Raw genomic sequence first — 19,098 nt, forward strand, 5'->3', positions numbered from 1 at the left:
ACGCCCCGCTTTGATTTCAATTTTATTCCCGCTTCTTTCTCCGTAGAAAAACCCTTTAAGCAAACCCGTTTAGTCTCTAAACAAAGTTTACTTAAAGGGTGTCCATCCTTCAATAGTCGCCTTTTATTTTTTTACGGCTAGTTTTCTTCTCCAAAGAATTCCGAGCACAATTAATGCGATACCTGCGGCTTGTACACTCCAGCGCCCGGTTTCACCCGTTTGAGGAAGTACGGCGGCCGGCGGGTTACCTTGACCTGGAACCGGCTTTGTCTGCACCGTGACATCCAGAAGCGCAAGGATCGTTTCGTTGCCTTGGCTGTCCTTGGCGGCTACGGTGAAGCGGTCCTTACCTGTATAGCCCGGATTCGGGGTATACGTCCAGCGGCCGTTTTCGTCAATCGTCACTTTGCCGTGTTCCGGCTGCTTGTCGATCAACGGCTTCTGTCCTTCCGGCACATCGACTTTTCCGCCGATAGGCGTGTCTTTGTCCGTTGTGACTTTACCTGTGGCCGGAGAGGATGTTGGCTCCGGTGTTGGCGTCTCCGACGGTGTCGGCGTTGGTGTCTCCGACGGTGTCGGTGTTGGCGATTCCGACGGTGTCGGCGTAGGCGCTACCGACGGTATCGGTGTTGGTGTCTCCGATGGTGTCGGTGTTGGCGTCACCGACGGTGTCGGTGTTGGTGTCACCGACGGTGTCGGTGTTGGCGTTGGTGTCTCCGACGACGAATTATCGGACGGTGACGATGACGGTGTCGGTGTTGGCGTCACCGGTGGTGTCGGTGTTGGTGTCACCGGCGGTGTCGGTGTTGGTGTCACCGATGGTGTCGGTGTCGGCGTTACCGGCGGTGTCGGTGTTGGTGTCGGCGTTACCGGCGGTGTCGGTGTTGGTGTCACCGGCGGTGTCGGTGTCGGCGTTACCGGCGGTGTCGGTGTTGGTGTCACCGGTGGTGTCGGTGTCGGCGTCGGTGTCGGTACGGACACCTTGGCGTTTGTCACGTTCAGCGTAAAGCCGGCTGTCGAGTTAATCGTAACGGGACGGTCGGTATTGTCAAGCACATAACCGGACGGCGCGGCTTTTTCTTTGATGATATAATCGCCGGCCAGCAGCTTTTTGAAAACCAATGTGCCTGTCGAATCCGTTGTTCCGCTGTCAATCAGGGAACGCGTGTTTCCTGATTTGCGGTACAGTTCGAACACGGCGCCTTGAAGCAAGTGAGAAGAGTCGGCCGCATCCGCTTTCTTGACGGTGAGCGAACCTCTGATCCCGCTGCCCGTACCGGAACCGCTGGATACCCCAACGACGATACTATTGGTAGTTTCCTTCGATACCACGCTTACGTTATTTCCGCTAAAGCTGACTTTGTTGGAAACCGTATCCTGATCGTTCGCAACGATTAAAGACTGATAATCAAGAACGTAAGGCGCTGTAATTTCATGGAGGAAATCAAGCTCGAACGTCTGCTTGCCGTCATCGTCCGTCAGAATTACAAGGTTATAATCGGTACCTTTGACGGCTTCGGTACTTTTGACGACGTCTCCGTTAGCGGCTACGTTCGTCGTGTACAGCCGGAAAGATTCAGGCAGGAGCAGTTGGTTTTCCGTAGGGGTATCTACGATTTTCGCGTCCGCTATCGTCGATTGTCCCCTGTTGATGTTGATGGTCCAGTTGATCTTGTCTCCGTTCTGGGAACCGGTTTTATTGACATATTCGCCGCCTTTCGGAATCGTCACCTTGGCGGTCAGCTTTTCCGATACGGGAGACGCGGCGTCGAACAATTCCGCCGTGTTGTTGACCGTGCTTTCGATAAGTTCCCCGTCCAGACTCGTCTTAAATGTGATATAGAATGGCGTCGAGGAAGGATTCAGGAGGGTCACCACCAGCTTGTTCGCATTGTCAACCGAATAGCTGTACTCGGAGCTGTCGATGATCGTACCCAGGGAAGGATTACCGTTCGCTGCAATAGTCATTTTATAAAGAGCAAGCGAGCCCGGGACCAGGGTTTGTTTCGATTCGAGAAGGTCTTCGACGCTCGGGCTGTTGAGAGGCTTGCCATTGTAATTGACGCCGATCGTCCAGCTTAGCTGTTTCGCCGAGGCATTGTACGAACCGTTTTTGAAGCCGTTGTTTTTAGCCTCGTTGCGCGGGGTGAAAACAGCCGATACGGACTTGGTTTGCGCTGCGGATGTGCTGTCTTTCCACGTGATGTCCGCATTGTTTACAAAGTTCTTCGTGCTGCCCGGAGGCGTAATCCAATCGAAATTGTATTCTGTCTTATAGCTGATCGTGACGGTCTCTGACAGAGGACCTGCGAACGTCAGCTTAAATCCGGAATCTTCCGTTACCGTACCGTCCAGCGTATAGTCGGCAGGGCTGTTCAAAACCGTGCTTCCCTGCTTGACTTTAAACGTACCCGGTACGATCTTCATTCCCTTATTCGGGAACGCATCCGTAATGACGACTTCGCTCATCGGCTGCTTATCGCCGTTTACCGTTAAGGTCCAAGAAGCCGTTTTGTCCTGATAGTTAGCGGCATCCATGGTTTTGACCAGAACGACCTGCTTGACGGTACGGGTTCCTGTCGCACTGTCGCCGCTTCCGGAAGTCACTTTGTTGTTAACGGTTCCGTCTGCAATCACGCGGTCAGCGGTCTTGGTCTGGTAAGTAATTTTGTAGGCGCCTGTTACCGGCTGGTTAAACTGCAGCTTAAATCCGTTCTTTCCGGCAGCGGATGCGGATGTCACCGTATAATCGCCGGCCGAAATTTCGCTTCCGACCGATTCATTGCCGGCGTTATCCAGCGTAACCGGGTACACTTTGACCGAGTTCGCTACCAGTTCATGGACATCGTCGAACAAATCGGTCAGAACGGCGTTCGTCTGGGATATCGCTCTTTCGTTGTAATTATACTGGATGGCCCAGTCGATCGTTTGCGTGGCTGCGTCGTAGCTTACGGAGCTCTTGCTAAGCGCGCTTCCGCGCTGCACGGTTACGGATGCGCCCGCGCTGACCGCATTCTGATTGCTGCCCTTAAACGTGGCCGTGTTGTTGAAGGCCGCCGGAGCATTATCCGTCAGGGGCGTTGTAAACTGAATACGGTACGCGGTCGTAATAGGGCTATCTGCAAAACTCACCTTTACCGTTCCGCCCGAAGTGTCCAAGGTATACTTGCCGGGATCGACAAGCGCTCCCTGAACGACCGTACCGTCCAGATTTACATCCAGCGCATAAACAGCTGCCGTTACCGGTACGGAAAGTCCCGCCGGAAGCGGATCCGTCATCACCGCATTTTCGACAGACTTTAATTCTTTGTTAACGTCAACGGTCCAATCGATATTTTTAGCGTTGTATCCTTGGGGAACACCGCTTTTTCCGATTGTCGAGGCAACGTTAGGTTTAAACTGGAGAGAAATGATCTGCTCTCCGCCTTTAATCGGAAATTTAATTTTCTGAAGAGTCGAGCCTGTTATCGTCTGTTTGTCAAACTGGGTTTTGAGCGTTAAAATCCCTCGTACGTCATCATGTGTCTCTATGTAGGAGTTGAAGGTCATCACGACTTGGCGGGTATCTTTGTTGACTGTAAACGAACCCACATCATCCGATTCAATGAGAAGAGGTCCGCTTATGTTGTTGAAGAGTAGAAACTCCGCAGGCAGGGTGAACTTGAACGTATCTCCGTCCTTGTAACCGTGCCCGTCAGGCAGAGACCAATGGTAGTCTACCTGCACTTTGGAGCCTTGTTCGTAAACATCGTTTGTCACGACGTTACCCGACTTGTCGTACACGTCCAAGGTTACGCTGTCCAAAATAGATCCGGTAATGCTGGCCGCATTCGCCGCGCTCCACTGTCCGAATCCGTTAAAAACCTGGACGAAGACCAGCAGCGCAACAAGAGCAGCGCTAATTTTTTGCTTCAGCATGAACGTTTCACGCCTCCATTCCCTCATTTATTTGCTGAAGTCAATATCACCTTATGTTTGTAATTAACTTGCAAGAGGATCGTTCACCTGCACCGCGCAGGAAGAAGACTCCGAGACGCTGAAGACGTCCGGCTCCTCATCTCTTCGGACAAGTGAATACAAAACGGACAGAGACTTCAACGGTGATTTTTTTGCCGTTCGGCATCATCAGGGTCTAATCTCTCCTGTTTCTCTCCTTTCTCCCGATCAGTTTATGCCGCAAAAAGGCACACTTTGTATTGTAACGCGTCCATCTCGACAAAATCTAAACAACGGGGGCCGCATAAAAAAACCGGCCTGTATACACAGCCCGGTTTCCGGATAAGCGGCTTGTCGAGAAAGGACCGCCTCCTGTTCAAAGCACAATTGCCGCGCCTTCCCTCCACTTTTCCATCCACATTTGAACGGAAACCTCGGGAAGCACGTCCATTTCCTTAAGCAGCGCACACAGCCGGTTGAATTGATCTTCTACAGCCTTACGGTCCCGGAGAGAAGCATACAGCTTCATCAGCGGGAAATAGCTGCCTTCGAAATGCGGGTATTTCTCCTGCATCCGGTTGTAAATCAGGATCGCTTCATTAACTTGGCCAAGACCGGCATAAAATTCTCCCAGTTTCCGTGCATGCTCGATCCACAAAATGCGCAGCCGCTGCCGCTCATTCTCCGCCCAGAGATAATCGCAATCCGCCAGAAAGTCTCCGGGATACAGATCCAGCACCTTGCGATGCTCCGCCGCATTGCCGGTATGAACGGCTTCCAGCCGAGTCAGATCCCGCTCCCATTCCTCGGAGTCGATCCGGATGTCTCCGGCGTCCAGTATATACCCCTCTTTGATGTTCATACTCCGGATTCCGATATCCGTTCCCGTATCTTTTAACGCCTGCCGGATATGATAGATCGTGGTATACAGATGTGCGGACGCTTTCTTCGCCTCCAAATCCGGCCAGAACATCTCCTGCAGATCGCTTTTACGGACAGCCTGTCCACGGTGATGAATCAAGTAGGCGAAGAGCTCCTGCGCTTTGGCCGTGCGCCATTTCAGCCTCTCTACGGTACCGTTCCGGCGTTCGAATTGTATCGTCTGCAGCAGACGAATCCGCATGGAGCGGGACGAATCGTCCTCCCGGGCGCGGCGGAAGAACTGCGCTTTATCCGTAAGTCGCTGGACGGTTTTTAAGAGCCGTTCCTTGTGCAGCGGCTTCAACACATAATCGATAGCGTTCAAATCAAACGCGTGAACGGCGTATTTATCGTAGGCCGTTACAAATACGATGTCCAATTCCGGGCAAACCTCCTGCAGAAGCTCGGCCGCCTGTATCCCGGATTTACCTGGCAGATGTATATCAAGGAACGCTACATCCGGCTGCAGCCCTTCGGCCTTGGCTATCGCCTCGTCCGGGTCCGAATAGGAACCCGCCACCTCAATTCCGGGGATTGCTTCCAGCATGCGGTTCATCTGCAAAGCGGCAAGGGGCTCGTCTTCCAGAATTATCGCTTTTAACATCTTCAGTCCCTCCGAATCAGACTCTATTCTTTCAAACGAACCTATGTATTTTATCGGACTTTTATCGTGTTGTGATAGATCGGCCTTCGGTCCAAATAACAAAGGGCAAAGGGCTTCGCACCTCTTCTCTACCATATCAGAAATAGAAGAGCCTTCCTACCTATTTTTATCGGGTCAAAAGAATTAGTTCGTATAGAAACGCGTTTTGAAATGAGAAAGGATTTTAAGAAAATTTGTAGAAATGCAACAGGATGAAAACCTACAAATTCAGAGTGTTTATCTGGGTGTTTCTTTGTTTCCTTTCGCTCGGCGGACTGCGTCTGATCTGGTACCATATGACCTCCATCCCCGCTAACCCTCCGGCCGTTAAAGGAACGCTCAATTTGCAAAACTGGGATTTTGCCGAAAACCCGCTGGTAACACTCAACGGCGAATGGGAATTTTATCCGAATCAACTGATTCCTGTCGAAAGCGGCTCGGCGGCACCAGTGGGGATGCAGGTTTTGCAGGTTCCCGGTTCCTGGGAACAGTCTTTTGCCGCGGAAGCGAAAGACAGCTACCGCTTCGGCAGTTACCGGCTGCGTGTGTCTCTTCCCCGTGATACGAAGCTGACATTCAGCATCCGTTTGCCCGATATCCGTTCGGCTTCCGCGGTGTACGTAAACGGTCAGCCTCTCCATCAAACCGGCCGGCCGGCAGAGACCGGCGATGGCTTCATCCCGGGCTACCGTCCCGCATCCGTCACCTTTACGGCGGACAGCGGCCAAGCGAATCTGATCATTCATGCGGCCAGTCCGTCCTATATGAAAGCCGGAGGCATTACGGGTTCGGTCCGTTTCGGCGAAAAGACCGCCCTGACGCGCACCGTCTGGATCGGTATCGGCTCGCAGCTTGCCATCGCCCTCGTCCTGCTGATTCACTCGGCCTATGCGGTGCTGCTTTATTTGATCGGCGCGCAGCGCAGATCCGTCCTCACATTTGCTGCGCTGGGCCTCTTTGCGGCGGTCGCCGTGCTTTCGGACAACGGCAAGCCTCTGGTCGTCTGGCTGAATATGGATTACGAAACCGCCACGAGAACGATATTGGTCGCCTACACGGGAATCGCCCTTTGCCTGATTCAGCTCGCGAGACTGTGGTTTCTCAAACAGACCGGCAAACGGATTTTCAGAATGCTTCAGTTGATTTATGTCTTGTACACCCTGTTCATTCTATTCGCGCCCGCTTATATGGTCTCCCGCTCCGCTTTCTTTTTAACGGTATCCGGCTTGGCTACGGATCTTGTCTTTCTTGTTCTTATGCTGAGAACGATAAAAAGAGAAAAGGAAGACGGCATTTTTTTGCTGCTCGGAATTGCGGCGGTCGTTTCCAACGTGTTCTGGGGCGCCCTAAGGCCGCTAACCGATCCGGAACCGGATTTTTATCCGCTTGACCTGTTTGCCGCTTTATTTGCGCTTGCCGCCTACTGGTTCAAACATTATTTCCGTACGTCCGCCAGAACGGCGGAGCTTGCCGAACGATTACAAAAGGAGGACAAACGGAAGGATGACTTCCTCGCCAACACGTCCCACGAACTGAGGAATCCGCTGCACGGAATTTTGAATATGGCTCAGACGGTTCTCCACACGGAACAGGACAAGCTTACGGAAGACAGCAGAAAAAACATGGAACTGCTCCTGACGGTCGGGCAGCGGATGTCTCTGCTGCTCAATGATCTGCTGGACATCACGTTATTAAAAGAAAACCGCATCCGCCTGCAGCGGAAGAAGCTGAAAATCCAGTCCGTCGCGGGCGGCGTGGCGGATATGCTGCGTTATATGATCGGCGGCAAGCCCCTGGAACTGAAGCTGGATATTCCCGAAACATTTCCTCTCGTCATTGCGGATGAGAACAGGCTGACCCAGATCCTGTTTAATCTCGTCCACAACGCGATTAAATTTACGAACGAAGGGACGATCGCCATCGAAGCGCGGGTCTCGGACGGTCACGCCGAAATCCGGATAGCAGACACGGGAATCGGCATGGACGGGCAGCAGTTGATCCGATTATTTCAGCCCTACGAGCAGGCCGATTCCGGGATTACCGCACCCGGCGGGGGGCTGGGTCTTGGTCTGGGCATCTGTAAAAACCTGGTGGAACTGCACGGGGGTGTACTCGAAGCTTCTTCCGTGCCCGGGCAGGGCAGTGTATTTTCTTTTACACTGCCTCTCGCGGAGCCGTTCCGGGCCGCCGCCTATCCGGGCGAAGCGGACATAAGCGCTCCCTCCGGAAACGCCGTCCTGTCCGCCGCTCCCTTGGCGGCCGCTGAAGAAGAACTCACCGCAGCCGGCCCGACCGGACAGGTCGCGCACACCGCCCGGCAAGAAGAAGCCGAACGGCCGGAGAAGCTCCCGAATATTCTTGTCGTCGACGACGATCCGGTCAATCTGGCGGTGCTTCGCAACCTGCTGGCATCCGAAGGCTACCGCGTCGAAACGGCAGCAAGCGGCAGAGAAGCTCTGTCCCGGTTGGACGGAACCGGCTGGGACCTTGTCATCAGCGACGTCATGATGCCTCTTATGTCCGGGTACGAACTGAGCCGGATCATCCGCGGCATGTATGCGCCGGCCGAGCTGCCCGTCCTCCTGCTTACGGCGCGCAGCGGCCCGCAAGATAGTACGGCAGGCTTTCAGGCGGGCGCGAACGATTATGTCACGAAGCCGGTGGAAGCTTACGACCTGAAGGCGCGGGTCCGCTCCCTGATCGGGCTCAAACTGTCGGTAGAAGAACGGCTGCGCATGGAAGCCGCTTGGCTGCAGGCTCAAATCAAGCCGCATTTTTTCTTCAACACGATAAACTCCATCTCCATCCTCAGCGAGATCGACCCGGCAAAAATGAGAGCGCTTCTGGAGGAATTTTCCGCTTACTTGCAAAACAGCTTCGACTTTCAAAATTCGGAGCAGCTTATTCCTCTTCAGAGAGAGCTCGAGCTTGTCCGCTCCTATCTCGCCATAGAAACCGTCCGTCACGGACACAGACTGGACATTCACTGGGAGATCGCCGACATTCCCGGGCTCAGACTTCCGCCTCTATCCATTCAGCCGCTGGTTGAAAATGCGCTTATCCACGGCGTGCTTGAGAAAAAGTCGGGAGGCGTTATCCGGATCGAAGTGAAGAGCCGCGAAAACGGGACGGAAGTCCGTGTCACGGACAACGGCACGGGGATGGACCCGGCAACCCTGGAGAAGCTCAAGAGCCTCCACGCCGGAGAAGAACGCCGGGGAATCGGACTGGCGAACACCGACCGCCGGCTGCGGCATATGTACGGCGCGGGATTGACGCTCGAAAGCTCTCCCGGTCTCGGGACCGCCGTTTCTTTCTTCATTCCCGACAATTGAATGTCAGGCGACAGCTTGCAGCCGCGCAAACAACAGAAAAACTCAGTCTCTCCGAGGAGTGACTGAGTTTTTCCTTTTTGTCTTCCCGCACATTCGTCAGTCCGGCAATCCCTGCGGCGCCTTGGCCGCGGACGGCTCGGCTCCTTGCCTGCCGCCGAACTTGAACAGCACGATTCCGGCGACGATGACCAGCACACCGATCAGCTTGTTCGACGTAAACGGCACCGTCTCCAGCCCCAGCCACCCTAGCGAGTCCCAAAGCAGGGCAAAACTGAGCTGCGCCGTCAGCACGATTGAAATGGCATATGTCGGGCCCAGAAGCTTCATTCCCTGTACGAGGCAGATGACGACGCCGACACCGATCATGCCGCTCACCCAATACCATGGATGCATGTTTTGCAAGGCGAACGTCTGCTTTCCTTCCACCAGCAGACTGATGGTTAACGAAGCCAGGAACCCCATTCCCAACACCAGGGTCGTCGTTGCCCAAGATCCCGTCCGCTCATTTACTTTGCTGTTGAAAACCGTCTGCAGGCTGACCAGCGAACCGGCCAGAACCGCCAGCATTAATCCCAGTATCATGGTTGGTTCCCCTTCTCTCTATAAATAAATAACGCTATTTCCCCTACACGAGGAGAACCGCTAAGCTCTATCACTCATAAATATTGTGACCGGCCAGCGCGCTCAGCCCTTCCCGGTCCTTAATCGTAATAAACCCTCTCGTGCGCTGAAGCAGCCCTTCGCTGCAAAACTTTTGGATCACCCTGTTCAGATGCCTGTAGCTGGTTCCGATCAAATTAGCCGCATCCATGAGGTGAGTCGTACTCAGCTGCCCCCGGACCAGATTATCCGATTCATCGCAAAAAACCGACAGCAAGTAGCTGGCGAGCCGAACTTCTACCGGATACATCAAATTAAAACTGGAGAAATTCGAGTCGATGTAAAACTTCTGCGTAATAATCTCCAGCAAAAACCTCAGCAGCGGAGCGTGGTCGTTCCCGTATTTTTTGAGCCAGCGGTAGTGAATTCCGATCATGTGAACCGGCGATACGGCTTCAACCGTGTTCACGATATCGCTTCCTCGTATATATTCAATATCCCCGATTATTTCAACCGGCGTCTTGAAGCAAAGAATCAGCGTTTTGCCTTCCGCGGAGGACGTGTAAATTTTGATTTTCCCTTTAACCAGCACATACAAATAGTGGGCCGGCTCGCCCCTGGAACAGATCATCTCTCCCTGCTCGAAGCTGAACAGAGACAAATGAGGGTTCAAGGCTTCATTAAAAACCGTTTCCAGCCGGTGTTCCCGCAAATAACGGGACAACAGCTCCCGGTCCTGAATTTCTTTCATTGCGGGTCCACCTCCAGCCTTTTCCTTATCCTGTCCCCGAATCCATATCCTATCACAGTTTCAGGATCACGACACCCGCGATCATTAACCCGATGCCGATGAACTGCGGCAGCTTCATTTTCTGTTTGGCGACGCCGAACCATCCGTTGATATCCACGAGAAAAGTAAGGCTGAGCTGAGCGATCAGCAGCGCGGCAATCGTAAACGTAACCCCGATTTTCTGAATGGCCGTGACCTCGCTGAAAATGATGACCGCCCCCAGTGCGCCTCCGATCAGATAAAGCGGCTTAATCCCCTTGAAACTTCGCAGGCTGCCGTCCCGCACAAAAAGCAGGATAACCAGCGCAATCAGAAAGCCCGTCAGTTGGGTTATCGTAGCGGCCTGCCACGTGCCGATATCATGGCTAATGCGCGCATTGGCGACGCCCTGCAGCGTAATGCATGCCCCGCCTAAAAATGCGAATAAAATCCCTTTCATTGCGGCCGTCTCCTTCGCTTAGAACTTCTTTCTTATTAAATCCCAGCCGCAGGCGTGCAGAAAAGGACATATGTCCTGAATGTGTATAAAATGCTTCCATCGAACGCTTCCAAGTTCGCCGGAATCCCGAAAAAATAACCGGCCTCTCGGGAGGCCGGTTATTCGGGTGCTGCTTTAAAGCAGCAGTGTGCAGAGACCTGCATATTGGACCGTCTGCTTAACTGACAGCAGTGGGCTTAGTCATTCCTTCGCAAGTTCCGGAGAAAGCAAGCGAACGGAGATGATGATTAATCTTCCAGTGTAGACAGGTCGCCGGTAGGCAGTCCCAGTTCCCACGCCTTCAGAACGCGGCGCATAATTTTGCCGGAGCGCGTCTTCGGAAGCTTGTCGCGGAACTCGATTTCGCGTGGAGCCGCGTGGGCCGCGAGGCCTTTTTTGACAAACTGCTGAATTTCTTTGATCAATTCCTCGGAAGGCTCGTAGCCGTCCCGCAGCGCGATAAACGCTTTAATAATTTCGCCGCGCACCGGGTCCGGCTTGCCGATTACACCCGCTTCCGCAACGGCCGGATGTTCCACCAGCTTGCTCTCGACTTCGAAAGGCCCGACACGTTCGCCGGACGTGTTGATCACATCGTCTACGCGGCCCTGGAACCAGAAGTATCCTTCCTCGTCCTTGTAAGCGGAGTCGCCGGAAATGTACCACGGCTTCAGCCGGTAGTACTCGTCGTATTTCGCGGGATTGTTCCAGATGAGGCGCATCATGGAAGGCCACGGAGCGCGTACCGCAAGGTTGCCCATCCGGTTCGGCGGCAGCTCGTTGCCCTGATCGTCGACGATGGCCGCGTAAACGCCCGGAATCGGCTTGCCCATGGAGCCGGGCTTAATCGGCATCGCCGGATAGTTGCAGATAACCTGCGCGCCGGTTTCCGTCATCCACCACGTATCGTGAATGCGTTTGCCGAATACTTTCATGCCCCAGCGTACCACCTCGGGATTAAGAGGCTCGCCCACGGACAGGATGTGGCGCACAGAGGACAGATCGAACTGCTTGAGGAGATCGTCGCCCGCCGCCATCAGCAGCCGGAAAGCTGTCGGAGCCCAGTACCACACCGTGACTTTGTAGGTTTCGAGCGTCTGGTAGCTGTCATTCGCCGAGAAGCGGCCGCCGCGTACAAGCGAAGTCGTCCCGTTCAGCCAAGGCGCCCACATTCCGTATACGGTTCCCGTTACCCAGCCGGGATCGGCGCAGCACCAGTAAATATCGTCCGGCTGGAGATCCAGGACCGTTTTGGCGGTATGAAGATGCTGGATCATCGCGTTATGGACGTGCAGAACCCCTTTCGGTTTGCCGGTAGAGCCGGATGTGTAATGCAGCTGCATGCCGTCTTCCAGTCCGACCCATTCGATTTCCAGCTGATCGGACGCTTTTGCCATCAGATCATCGTAAGAAATCTCTCTGTCGCCGGGCTCGCTGTTCTCGCCGACCACGATGACATGCTTGAGCGCGGGCAGCTCGGAAACGGGAATGCGATCCTTAAGCGCTGGGGTTGTGACAATGGCCACGGCTTCGGAATCCAGAAGCCGGTCCTTCACGGCCGCTTCCATAAAAGCTTCGAACAGCGGGCCTACGATCGCCCCGATTTTTACAGCCCCGATATAAGCGGTATACAGCTCCGGAGAACGCGGCATAAACACGAAAATGCGATCTCCTTTGCCGATGCCGAGAGACCGCAGAGCATGTCCGAATTTGTCGGAAAGGGTTTTCATTTGTGCAAACGTATACGATTCATTCCGTGCCGCGTCCGTGTAAATAAGCGCCGTTTTGTCCCCCCGGCCTTCCTCCACATGGCGGTCGAGCGCCTCGTAAGCGATATTTACTTTTCCCGTGCGGGACCACGTAAATTCCTTCTCCACATCCGCCCAGTCGAAATTGGCGTACGCCTCTTCATAATCGGTCAGATTATTACCCTTTGTAAGAACCGGTATGATTTCCTGCTCTTCCGTTTGCATCGTCATCCTTGCACTCATCCTCCCATTCTCTTTCCCGATTTCAATTTGTAATTTATCCTAATAAATTCCATCGGAATTGATTATATCTTACATTCACGGACACGACAATAAAAAACAGACGAAGAACCGGCTTTTTATCCGGAGGAAATCGGCCGGTTTTGTATCCGGTCGGACCCCGCCTGTCTCCTTTTTTTTTTGACAATGATAATCATTATCAATATAATGTTCTTTGGAAAAGCTATCCTTACAACCTACATCTATGGAGGAATTTTACCGTGTTTAATCTCAAAAAGTCGGGCGTGCCCGCTATCTTTATCCTGCTTCTATTTGCTTTGACCGTAGGCTGCGGCAATAAAGAGAGTGCACAGCCCCGGCAGCAAACCGTCACGGACGGGATGGGTCATCAAGTGAACCTGCCTGCCAAGCCCAAAAAAATTATTGCCTCCTACCTGGAGGACCCTCTGCTTGCCCTCGGCATTAAACCCGTCGCCCAATGGTCCGTAAAAGGCGGAAACGTACAGGAATATTTGCGCTCACAGTTGGAGGGAATTCCCGCCATACCTTCGAATCTGCCGCCGGAGACCGTTCTCAGCTTCAACCCGGACCTGATCATCCTCCGCCCGGAAGCCGCCGCTCAAGAGAGTCAATACGAGCAGTATGCGAAAATAGCGCCGACCTTTGTCCTCTCTAAAGAAGACGCCGACGATTATAAAAAAACAATAACGAAAATGGCCGAATTGTTAAATAAAAAGGAGGAAGCGAAAAAAGCTCTGGATGCGTACGACCGGAAGGCTAAAGAGTCGAAAGACAGCTTGCAGAAAGCGCTCGGAGACAAAAAAGTCGCGGTTCTGTGGCTCACCAAGAAAACCTTCTACGTCGTAAACGGAAATGTTTCAAGCGGAGCGGTTTTGTACGGGGATTTGGGCTTGAACAAACCGAACCTGCTGAATTCTTTGCCGGAGTCCAAGGCCAATTGGGTTCCCGTTTCGCTGGAGAAGCTGGCCGAGCTGGACGCCGATTATCTTTTTCTCGTCAACTACGATAAAGGCCAGGCCGGAAACCTGGAAGAAGACCTGTGGCGAAATATCCCGGCCGTTAAAAACGGTCACGTCTATGAGATTGCTTCAACAAGCAGTTGGTTGTATAACGGCGTCATCGCCGCCGAGAAAATCGTCGACGACGTCATGAAAGCGCTGCGTCCTTAACAATCGGACTCCATTCATGCGTACACCGCCTGCTGGCGTTCGTTCGGCCTTTGCCGCCCGTTCCGGTTCCGGTTTCGCTCCAGACTGCGGCCTTACTGTTGCCGGATGGAGGGAACGTGCTGCGAGGTTCATCCCCTTCTTAGGCGACCTATACGTGCTGCGTCCTCAGATTCCCGTTCCGCACATAATCAAACGTCTCCAAGAAAAAAGGACAACAGGGCAGTCGCCCTGTTGTCCTTTTTACATGTCGATTATCCTACAGTGACGCGGTAATAATCGTTTACGCTGCGCTCGACGAAGCCCACCGATTTGTACAAGCCCAGGGCACGGTCATTGTTCGCCGCCACCTCCAGAGCCAGCTTGCCCTGAAGCTGCTTCGACTCCGCTATGGTAATCGCTTTGCCCAGGATCACTCTGCCGTGACCTTGTCCGCGGTATTCCGGGAGCACGCAAAATCCGGAAATATACCCGCCGTCGTACAGCTGAATGTTGATTTTCCCGATGGGAGTCCCCTCAAGCTCGGCAATCCAGAAGCTTTCTCCGGCCGCGGCCAATTTCTGTTCGTTGAATCCCCTGGCATCCGATTCCGTGACGCCGTACCCGGCAACGTCCAGCCGGATCGCTACTTCCATATCCGCTTGCTCCGCGGGACGCAGCTCGATTTGACCGGCGGAAATGACGGAACTCAGCACGTCCCGGTCATAATCGGAGGGCAGCTCCATCCAATACTCGGAAAATTCATAAGCGCCTCCGGCATATGCGGCGAAAGAGCGTCCCGACTCCGACCCCCGCTGCACAATAAGCAGTTGTTCGGGTATTCCGCGTTTCCGGCATTCCTCGTCGGCCGCTTCGAGCAGCTTCCGAAAAATTCCCCGGCGGCGGTACTCCGGGTCCACCATGCCGCTGATTTCCGCTTCGCTGCTTTTAAAAGCAAACAGCGCCAGAAAACCGACTGTTTTTCCGTTCTCGACATAAAGCCAGTCGCTGCATTTTTCCGCTTTCCGGTTCTCGAGCATATCCCAGTTCAGTTTTAATGTAATGGAATCGTATTCGTTACAGCGCTTTTCCAGTTCTTTTACTTGTGCCAATTGATCGTGGGTTAAACGATTTACAGGCAAAACCATTCCGGTATCCGGCATTCAGATTCCCCTTATTCATGTAGTAAGAGCCGTGAAGGCTCATGTCCTATCCATTATAGTGGAAAAATTGACCGCCTGTTAAGGCGGATTTGATTATAGTCGTTTTTTCGTCCCTGGCGGCTAGTTGTACCTTAGGGGCTCATCGCGCGCGATTCAGGCGGGCAGCACACGGTGCGCGGTTCCCTCCGCGCAGTGAGGAGCCGCATGATGACGGGGACCGCCGGCGGCCAGCCGCTCTTCTTGGCTCCTGTAAAGCATGCGGCCCGGGATGGGAAAAGCCCCTGACAGGGCCAGGATTCCGGCCGCGATCAGGGGCTTCTTTTAATAGGGCGCGGCCAGCGCTTTTTTCAAGAAACGTCCGGTATGAGAAGCTGCGGCTGCCGCGACCGTCTCCGGTGTGCCCGCGGCCACCACTTCCCCGCCCTTGTCTCCCGCTTCGGGCCCGATATCGACGACCCAATCGCACTCGCGGATCATGTCGAGATTATGCTCCACGACGATGACCGTGTTTCCCGCGTCGACCAGCTTGTTCAGCAGGACGAGAAGCTGCCGGGTATCCCGCGGATGCAGACCCGTCGACGGCTCATCCAGCAGATACAGCGTATGCCGCTTCGTTTTGCCGCCCAGCTCTTTGGCAAGCCGGATCCGCTGCCCTTCTCCTCCCGACAAGGTCCGGACCGACTGCCCCCAGTGCAGGTAACCTAATCCCACTTCGGTCAAAAGAGCGATCTGCCCGTCCATCTTGATTCTGCCCTGCAGCAGAGGCAGGCTTTCTTGGACCGTCATGTTGAGCAGGTCCGAAATGGAGTACCCGTTGCAGGTGACCCGCAGCACTTCTTCCTTGAACCGCTTCCCCCGGCAGACCGGACAGCGGACTTCAAGACCGGGCAGGAAGAACATGTCCATCGGCACAACACTGAGTCCTTGACAGTGCTCGCAGCGGCCGCCCGGCGTGTTGAACGAGAAATGCTTGGCGGTAAGTCCCGCCCGCTTCGCTTCGGGCAAGCCGGCATACAGACTCCGCATCGCCGTGAATACGTCAGTGTAGGTCGCGACGTTAGACCGGCTCATCCGGCCGATCGGCGACTGGTCGACCGTCACGATCCCGCCGATGCCGCCGAAACCGGTGATGCTCCGGCAGCCGCGGCGCTGCTGCTCGTCTCGTCCGCCCGCGGCCACCAGATCGAAAAGCAGGGTCGACTTTCCCGAACCCGAGACGCCGGTGAGGGCGGTCAGGCAGCCTAGCGGAAAGGAGACGTCGATATGCTTCAGATTCCGTTCATAGGCATCGTGAACGTTCAGAAACCGGCCGTTTCCCGGTCTTCTCTGCCGGGACAGGTCCGCGGTCATGCCGGAAGACTCCCGCAGGAACGCTCCCGTGACGGAGTCGGGGGTGTCCATCAGCTCCGCGAGCGTCCCTTCTCCGACGACTCGGCCGCCGAAGCTTCCCGCACCGGGACCCATGTCGATCACATGGTCCGCGGCCTGCATCATTTCGACGTCGTGCTCGATGACGAGTACCGTGTTGCCGAGGTCCCTCAGCTGCTTCAACACGCCGATCAGACCTGCGGTATCCCGCGGATGCAGTCCGGCCGTCGGCTCGTCGAGGATATACAGCACGCCGGTCAGTCCCGATCCGAGGATGGAGGCGAGCCGGAGACGCTGCGCCTCTCCGCCGGAGAGCGATACCGTCTGACGGCTGAGGGACAGATAGCCCAGACCGACGGCCACGATCCGCTCCGTCCGGACGGTCAGATCGTGCAGAAGCGAGCCGACCATCTCCCTGGCCTCGGGCTGCAGCTCTCCCATCAGCCGCTGCAGCCAGCCGAGCGCATCCTGTAGCGCCCAACTGGAAATATCGGAGATGGCAGCGCCGCCGACCGTCACCTGCCGGACGCTCTCCTTCAACCGGGCGCCGTGACAAACGGCGCACGTCTCTTCAAGGAACAGCGCCGATTCGCCCGATTCGCCGCCTTTCTCCTTGTAACGTCTCCAGATGCCGGTCACAACGCCTTCGAACTTCCCGCCGCCGACCGATTTGGGCAGCTTTACATCGGGAAAATGCGAGGAGAACGCCTCGCTCTCGACCCCGTAGTAAAGCAGGTCGCGCTGGACGGCCCCGTATTCTTTAAGGGGCAGATCGGCATCGAAGGTGAAGCCGTAATGCTCCCCCGCCGCTTTAAGGATCGGCAGGTTGTATTTCGCGATCACGTCATACCAGATCGTTACACAGCCGTTCCGCAAGCTTTTCTCCTCGTCGAAAACGGCCTCCATGTTCAGGGTAACCGTATGACCGAGCCCTCCGCATTCCTCACAGGCGCCTTCCGGCGTGTTGTAGGAGAAATACCGGCGCGTCAGGCGCTCCATACCGACACCGCAGTGCGGACACTTTACGGCCGGCTGCATGTCCTCCCCGTCTTCTCCGTCACCCGGTCCGGCCGCTTCTCCGTCAGGCCCCGGTACGAAGCGCTTTCCGCAGTTCGGGCAGGGCCGCTCGCCCAGCTTCTCGTAAATGACCCGCAGATACGTGTGAATATCCGTAATCGTACCGACCGTCGATCTCGGATTTCGGTTCGTGACATGCTGCCCGACGCTGATGGACGGGGACAACCCGATAATCGCGTCTACCTTCGGCTTGGCAATAGTGTCCGAGGTCATGCCCATTGACTCCATATACTGCCTCTGGCACTCACGCTGGAGTGTATCCATGGCCAGCGTCGATTTACCGGAGCCGGAAGGTCCCGTCAGCACAACCAGTTTATATTTCGGAATGCGAAGCGTCACGTTCCTCAGATTATTTTCCCGGGCTCCCCGGATCACGATCTCGCTGCTCACAAGTAAACCCTCCGTCCGTTTTGATTTTTCTTCCTTATTAGCGCATTCCTTCCTGATCTCAGCCACACAACCTTATTCTATAACATTCATGCAAATGAGAAGGTTGAAGTCTTTTTCGCTTGATTTATCAGGCACTTGTTTGCAAAATGTATAGCCGTGCACTTCAAGGTTCTGAACGAATTGGAACGACAACCGCCCGAAAAAAAAAGTCCCCGTTCCACGGAACAGATGCTCTCCTGTCAGGAAAACGGCGTGCCTGGTGCCAAAGACTTTTTCCCATTAGACGAATGATTCGACGAAAATAAAAAGACACAGCACATGAAGTGTCGTGTCTTTGAATTGCAACGGATCTCGGATCGCGTCCGGTCCGTACGTTTTCTTTTCTTTTATTCGGGCGGGCCGCAAAATTTTTCACCCCGCACTCGCATACGTTCGGGTACCTTGTAACCCGCAGAAGTCCGACGGTTTTACACCGTGATTTCTATGCTGTTTCCTTCCGGGTCCAGAACAACACTTTCAAAATAGCCGTCGCCGGTTACTCGCGGCTCGCTCTCGACGGTATATCCGTCACGCCTTAGCCGTTCCGTCAGCTCCACGACCTTGTCTTCGCTTCCGGTCGAGAAGGCGATATGGGCATAGCCGAGGTAAATCTGCCCTTCTTCTCTTCCGGCGCATGCCGGTTTGGTCATCAGCTCCAGTCTTGCACCGCTTTCGAACTGCAAAAAGTACGAGTGAAACTGCTTCTTGGCATTCGTGTACTTATCGCCCGCCACTGCGCCGAAATAAGTTTCATAAAAAGATTTCATCTGCTCCAGATCGGCCGTCCATAGGGCCATATGCTCGATTTTCATACGAATCGCCTTCCCTTCCTTAAAATAGCCGGTGATCGTCCGGCGGCTCCCATGACGGCGAATTCAGGCTGCGCTTCGACGCTGTAAATCCCCGCCCAGACGTCTTTGGCGTAACGCCCGTCCGTCTGCAAGTCGTCCAGCCACTTCCGGGCTTCGACCGGGCTTACCCAACGGATATTCGCGTAAGCCTGCCGGATTTCCTCTTCCACGTCCGGCGCCATCCGGCTTCCGTCTCCGCATACATACAGCCGCCCGCCTTGTTCGAGCAGGGCGATCAGCTCCGCCGCATTCTCTTTCATCAGGTGCTGCACATACGTCTTCGGCGTTCCGCTGCACGGAAGCGATCCCGAATCTATCAAGGAAGGAGAAACGGTCCATGCTTGTCGAAGTAG

Annotated in this window: 11 protein-coding genes and 1 pseudogene; 2 read left to right on the plus strand and 10 right to left on the minus strand. The window is 54.6% G+C overall.

Annotated features, from left to right (window positions below; all coding sequences use genetic code 11):
- Window positions 1–123 precede the first annotated feature (123 nt).
- Complete coding sequence (locus tag PCH01S_RS04140; RefSeq protein ID WP_042227056.1) at window positions 124–3,918, minus strand: collagen binding domain-containing protein; 3,795 nt, start codon at window positions 3,916–3,918, stop codon at window positions 124–126.
- A 394-nt stretch (window positions 3,919–4,312) separates the two neighbouring features.
- Window positions 4,313–5,461, minus strand: a complete 1,149-nt coding sequence (locus tag PCH01S_RS04145; protein ID WP_042227057.1) for a response regulator — start codon at window positions 5,459–5,461, stop codon at window positions 4,313–4,315.
- Window positions 5,462–5,712: 251 nt separating this feature from the next.
- Here PCH01S_RS04145 and PCH01S_RS04150 point away from each other — a divergent pair, with 251 nt between their 5' ends.
- Window positions 5,713–8,835 (plus strand): ATP-binding protein, encoded by a 3,123-nt coding sequence (locus PCH01S_RS04150; RefSeq protein ID WP_042227059.1) that lies wholly within the window; start codon window positions 5,713–5,715, stop codon window positions 8,833–8,835.
- A gap of 96 nt (window positions 8,836–8,931) precedes the next feature.
- Here the strand turns inward: PCH01S_RS04150 and PCH01S_RS04155 are convergent, their stop codons facing one another.
- The 4 genes from PCH01S_RS04155 to acsA all read right to left on the minus strand — a co-directional run bounded on the left by PCH01S_RS04155 (window position 8,932) and on the right by acsA (window position 12,682).
- Complete coding sequence (locus PCH01S_RS04155; protein WP_042227061.1) at window positions 8,932–9,417, minus strand: DMT family transporter; 486 nt, start codon at window positions 9,415–9,417, stop codon at window positions 8,932–8,934.
- Between the two features lie 70 nt (window positions 9,418–9,487).
- Window positions 9,488–10,186, minus strand: a complete 699-nt coding sequence (locus PCH01S_RS04160) for a Crp/Fnr family transcriptional regulator (protein ID WP_042227063.1) — start codon at window positions 10,184–10,186, stop codon at window positions 9,488–9,490.
- Between the two features lie 52 nt (window positions 10,187–10,238).
- Complete coding sequence (locus PCH01S_RS04165) at window positions 10,239–10,664, minus strand: DMT family transporter (protein WP_042227065.1); 426 nt, start codon at window positions 10,662–10,664, stop codon at window positions 10,239–10,241.
- Window positions 10,665–10,951: 287 nt separating this feature from the next.
- The gene (gene acsA / locus PCH01S_RS04170; RefSeq protein ID WP_042227066.1) at window positions 10,952–12,682 is read right to left on the minus strand and encodes an acetate--CoA ligase; all 1,731 of its coding nucleotides are present in this window, start codon (window positions 12,680–12,682) and stop codon (window positions 10,952–10,954) included.
- A 269-nt stretch (window positions 12,683–12,951) separates the two neighbouring features.
- Between acsA and PCH01S_RS04175 the strand changes: the two genes are divergently transcribed.
- Entirely contained in the window at window positions 12,952–13,881 is a 930-nt protein-coding gene (locus tag PCH01S_RS04175) for an ABC transporter substrate-binding protein (RefSeq protein WP_042227443.1), read from the plus strand.
- Between the two features lie 251 nt (window positions 13,882–14,132).
- Here PCH01S_RS04175 and PCH01S_RS04180 read toward each other — a convergent pair whose 3' ends face one another.
- The 4 genes and pseudogenes from PCH01S_RS04180 to PCH01S_RS04195 all read right to left on the minus strand — a co-directional run.
- Window positions 14,133–15,020, minus strand: coding sequence for a GNAT family N-acetyltransferase (locus tag PCH01S_RS04180; RefSeq protein WP_053228643.1), 888 nt, complete (start codon window positions 15,018–15,020; stop codon window positions 14,133–14,135).
- Window positions 15,021–15,341: 321 nt separating this feature from the next.
- The gene (uvrA, locus tag PCH01S_RS04185; protein ID WP_042227067.1) at window positions 15,342–17,855 is read right to left on the minus strand and encodes an excinuclease ABC subunit UvrA; all 2,514 of its coding nucleotides are present in this window, start codon (window positions 17,853–17,855) and stop codon (window positions 15,342–15,344) included.
- A gap of 467 nt (window positions 17,856–18,322) precedes the next feature.
- Complete coding sequence (locus PCH01S_RS04190; RefSeq protein WP_042227068.1) at window positions 18,323–18,706, minus strand: VOC family protein; 384 nt, start codon at window positions 18,704–18,706, stop codon at window positions 18,323–18,325.
- A gap of 86 nt (window positions 18,707–18,792) precedes the next feature.
- Window positions 18,793–19,035, minus strand: a pseudogene (locus PCH01S_RS04195) (NADPH--cytochrome reductase); the annotation flags it as partial.
- Between the last annotated feature and the right edge of the window lie 63 nt (window positions 19,036–19,098).

The sequence above is a fragment of the Paenibacillus chitinolyticus NBRC 15660 genome, from assembly GCF_000739915.1.
GTDB lineage: Bacteria > Bacillota > Bacilli > Paenibacillales > NBRC-103111 > Paenibacillus_F > Paenibacillus_F chitinolyticus.

What these genes read in the sequence shown, in the direction of transcription:
- PCH01S_RS04160 (WP_042227063.1), bottom strand. Translation starts at nt 10,186, where the DNA reads ATGAAAGAAATTCAGGACCGGGAGCTGTTGTCCCGTTATTTGCGGGAA.
- PCH01S_RS04165 (WP_042227065.1), bottom strand. Translation starts at nt 10,664, where the DNA reads ATGAAAGGGATTTTATTCGCATTTTTAGGCGGGGCATGCATTACGCTG.
- PCH01S_RS04145 (WP_042227057.1), bottom strand. Translation starts at nt 5,461, where the DNA reads ATGTTAAAAGCGATAATTCTGGAAGACGAGCCCCTTGCCGCTTTGCAG.
- PCH01S_RS04180 (WP_053228643.1), bottom strand. Translation starts at nt 15,020, where the DNA reads ATGCCGGATACCGGAATGGTTTTGCCTGTAAATCGTTTAACCCACGAT.
- PCH01S_RS04155 (WP_042227061.1), bottom strand. Translation starts at nt 9,417, where the DNA reads ATGATACTGGGATTAATGCTGGCGGTTCTGGCCGGTTCGCTGGTCAGC.
- PCH01S_RS04190 (WP_042227068.1), bottom strand. Translation starts at nt 18,706, where the DNA reads ATGAAAATCGAGCATATGGCCCTATGGACGGCCGATCTGGAGCAGATG.
- PCH01S_RS04150 (WP_042227059.1), top strand. Translation starts at nt 5,713, where the DNA reads ATGAAAACCTACAAATTCAGAGTGTTTATCTGGGTGTTTCTTTGTTTC.
- acsA (WP_042227066.1), bottom strand. Translation starts at nt 12,682, where the DNA reads ATGACGATGCAAACGGAAGAGCAGGAAATCATACCGGTTCTTACAAAG.
- PCH01S_RS04140 (WP_042227056.1), bottom strand. Translation starts at nt 3,918, where the DNA reads ATGCTGAAGCAAAAAATTAGCGCTGCTCTTGTTGCGCTGCTGGTCTTC.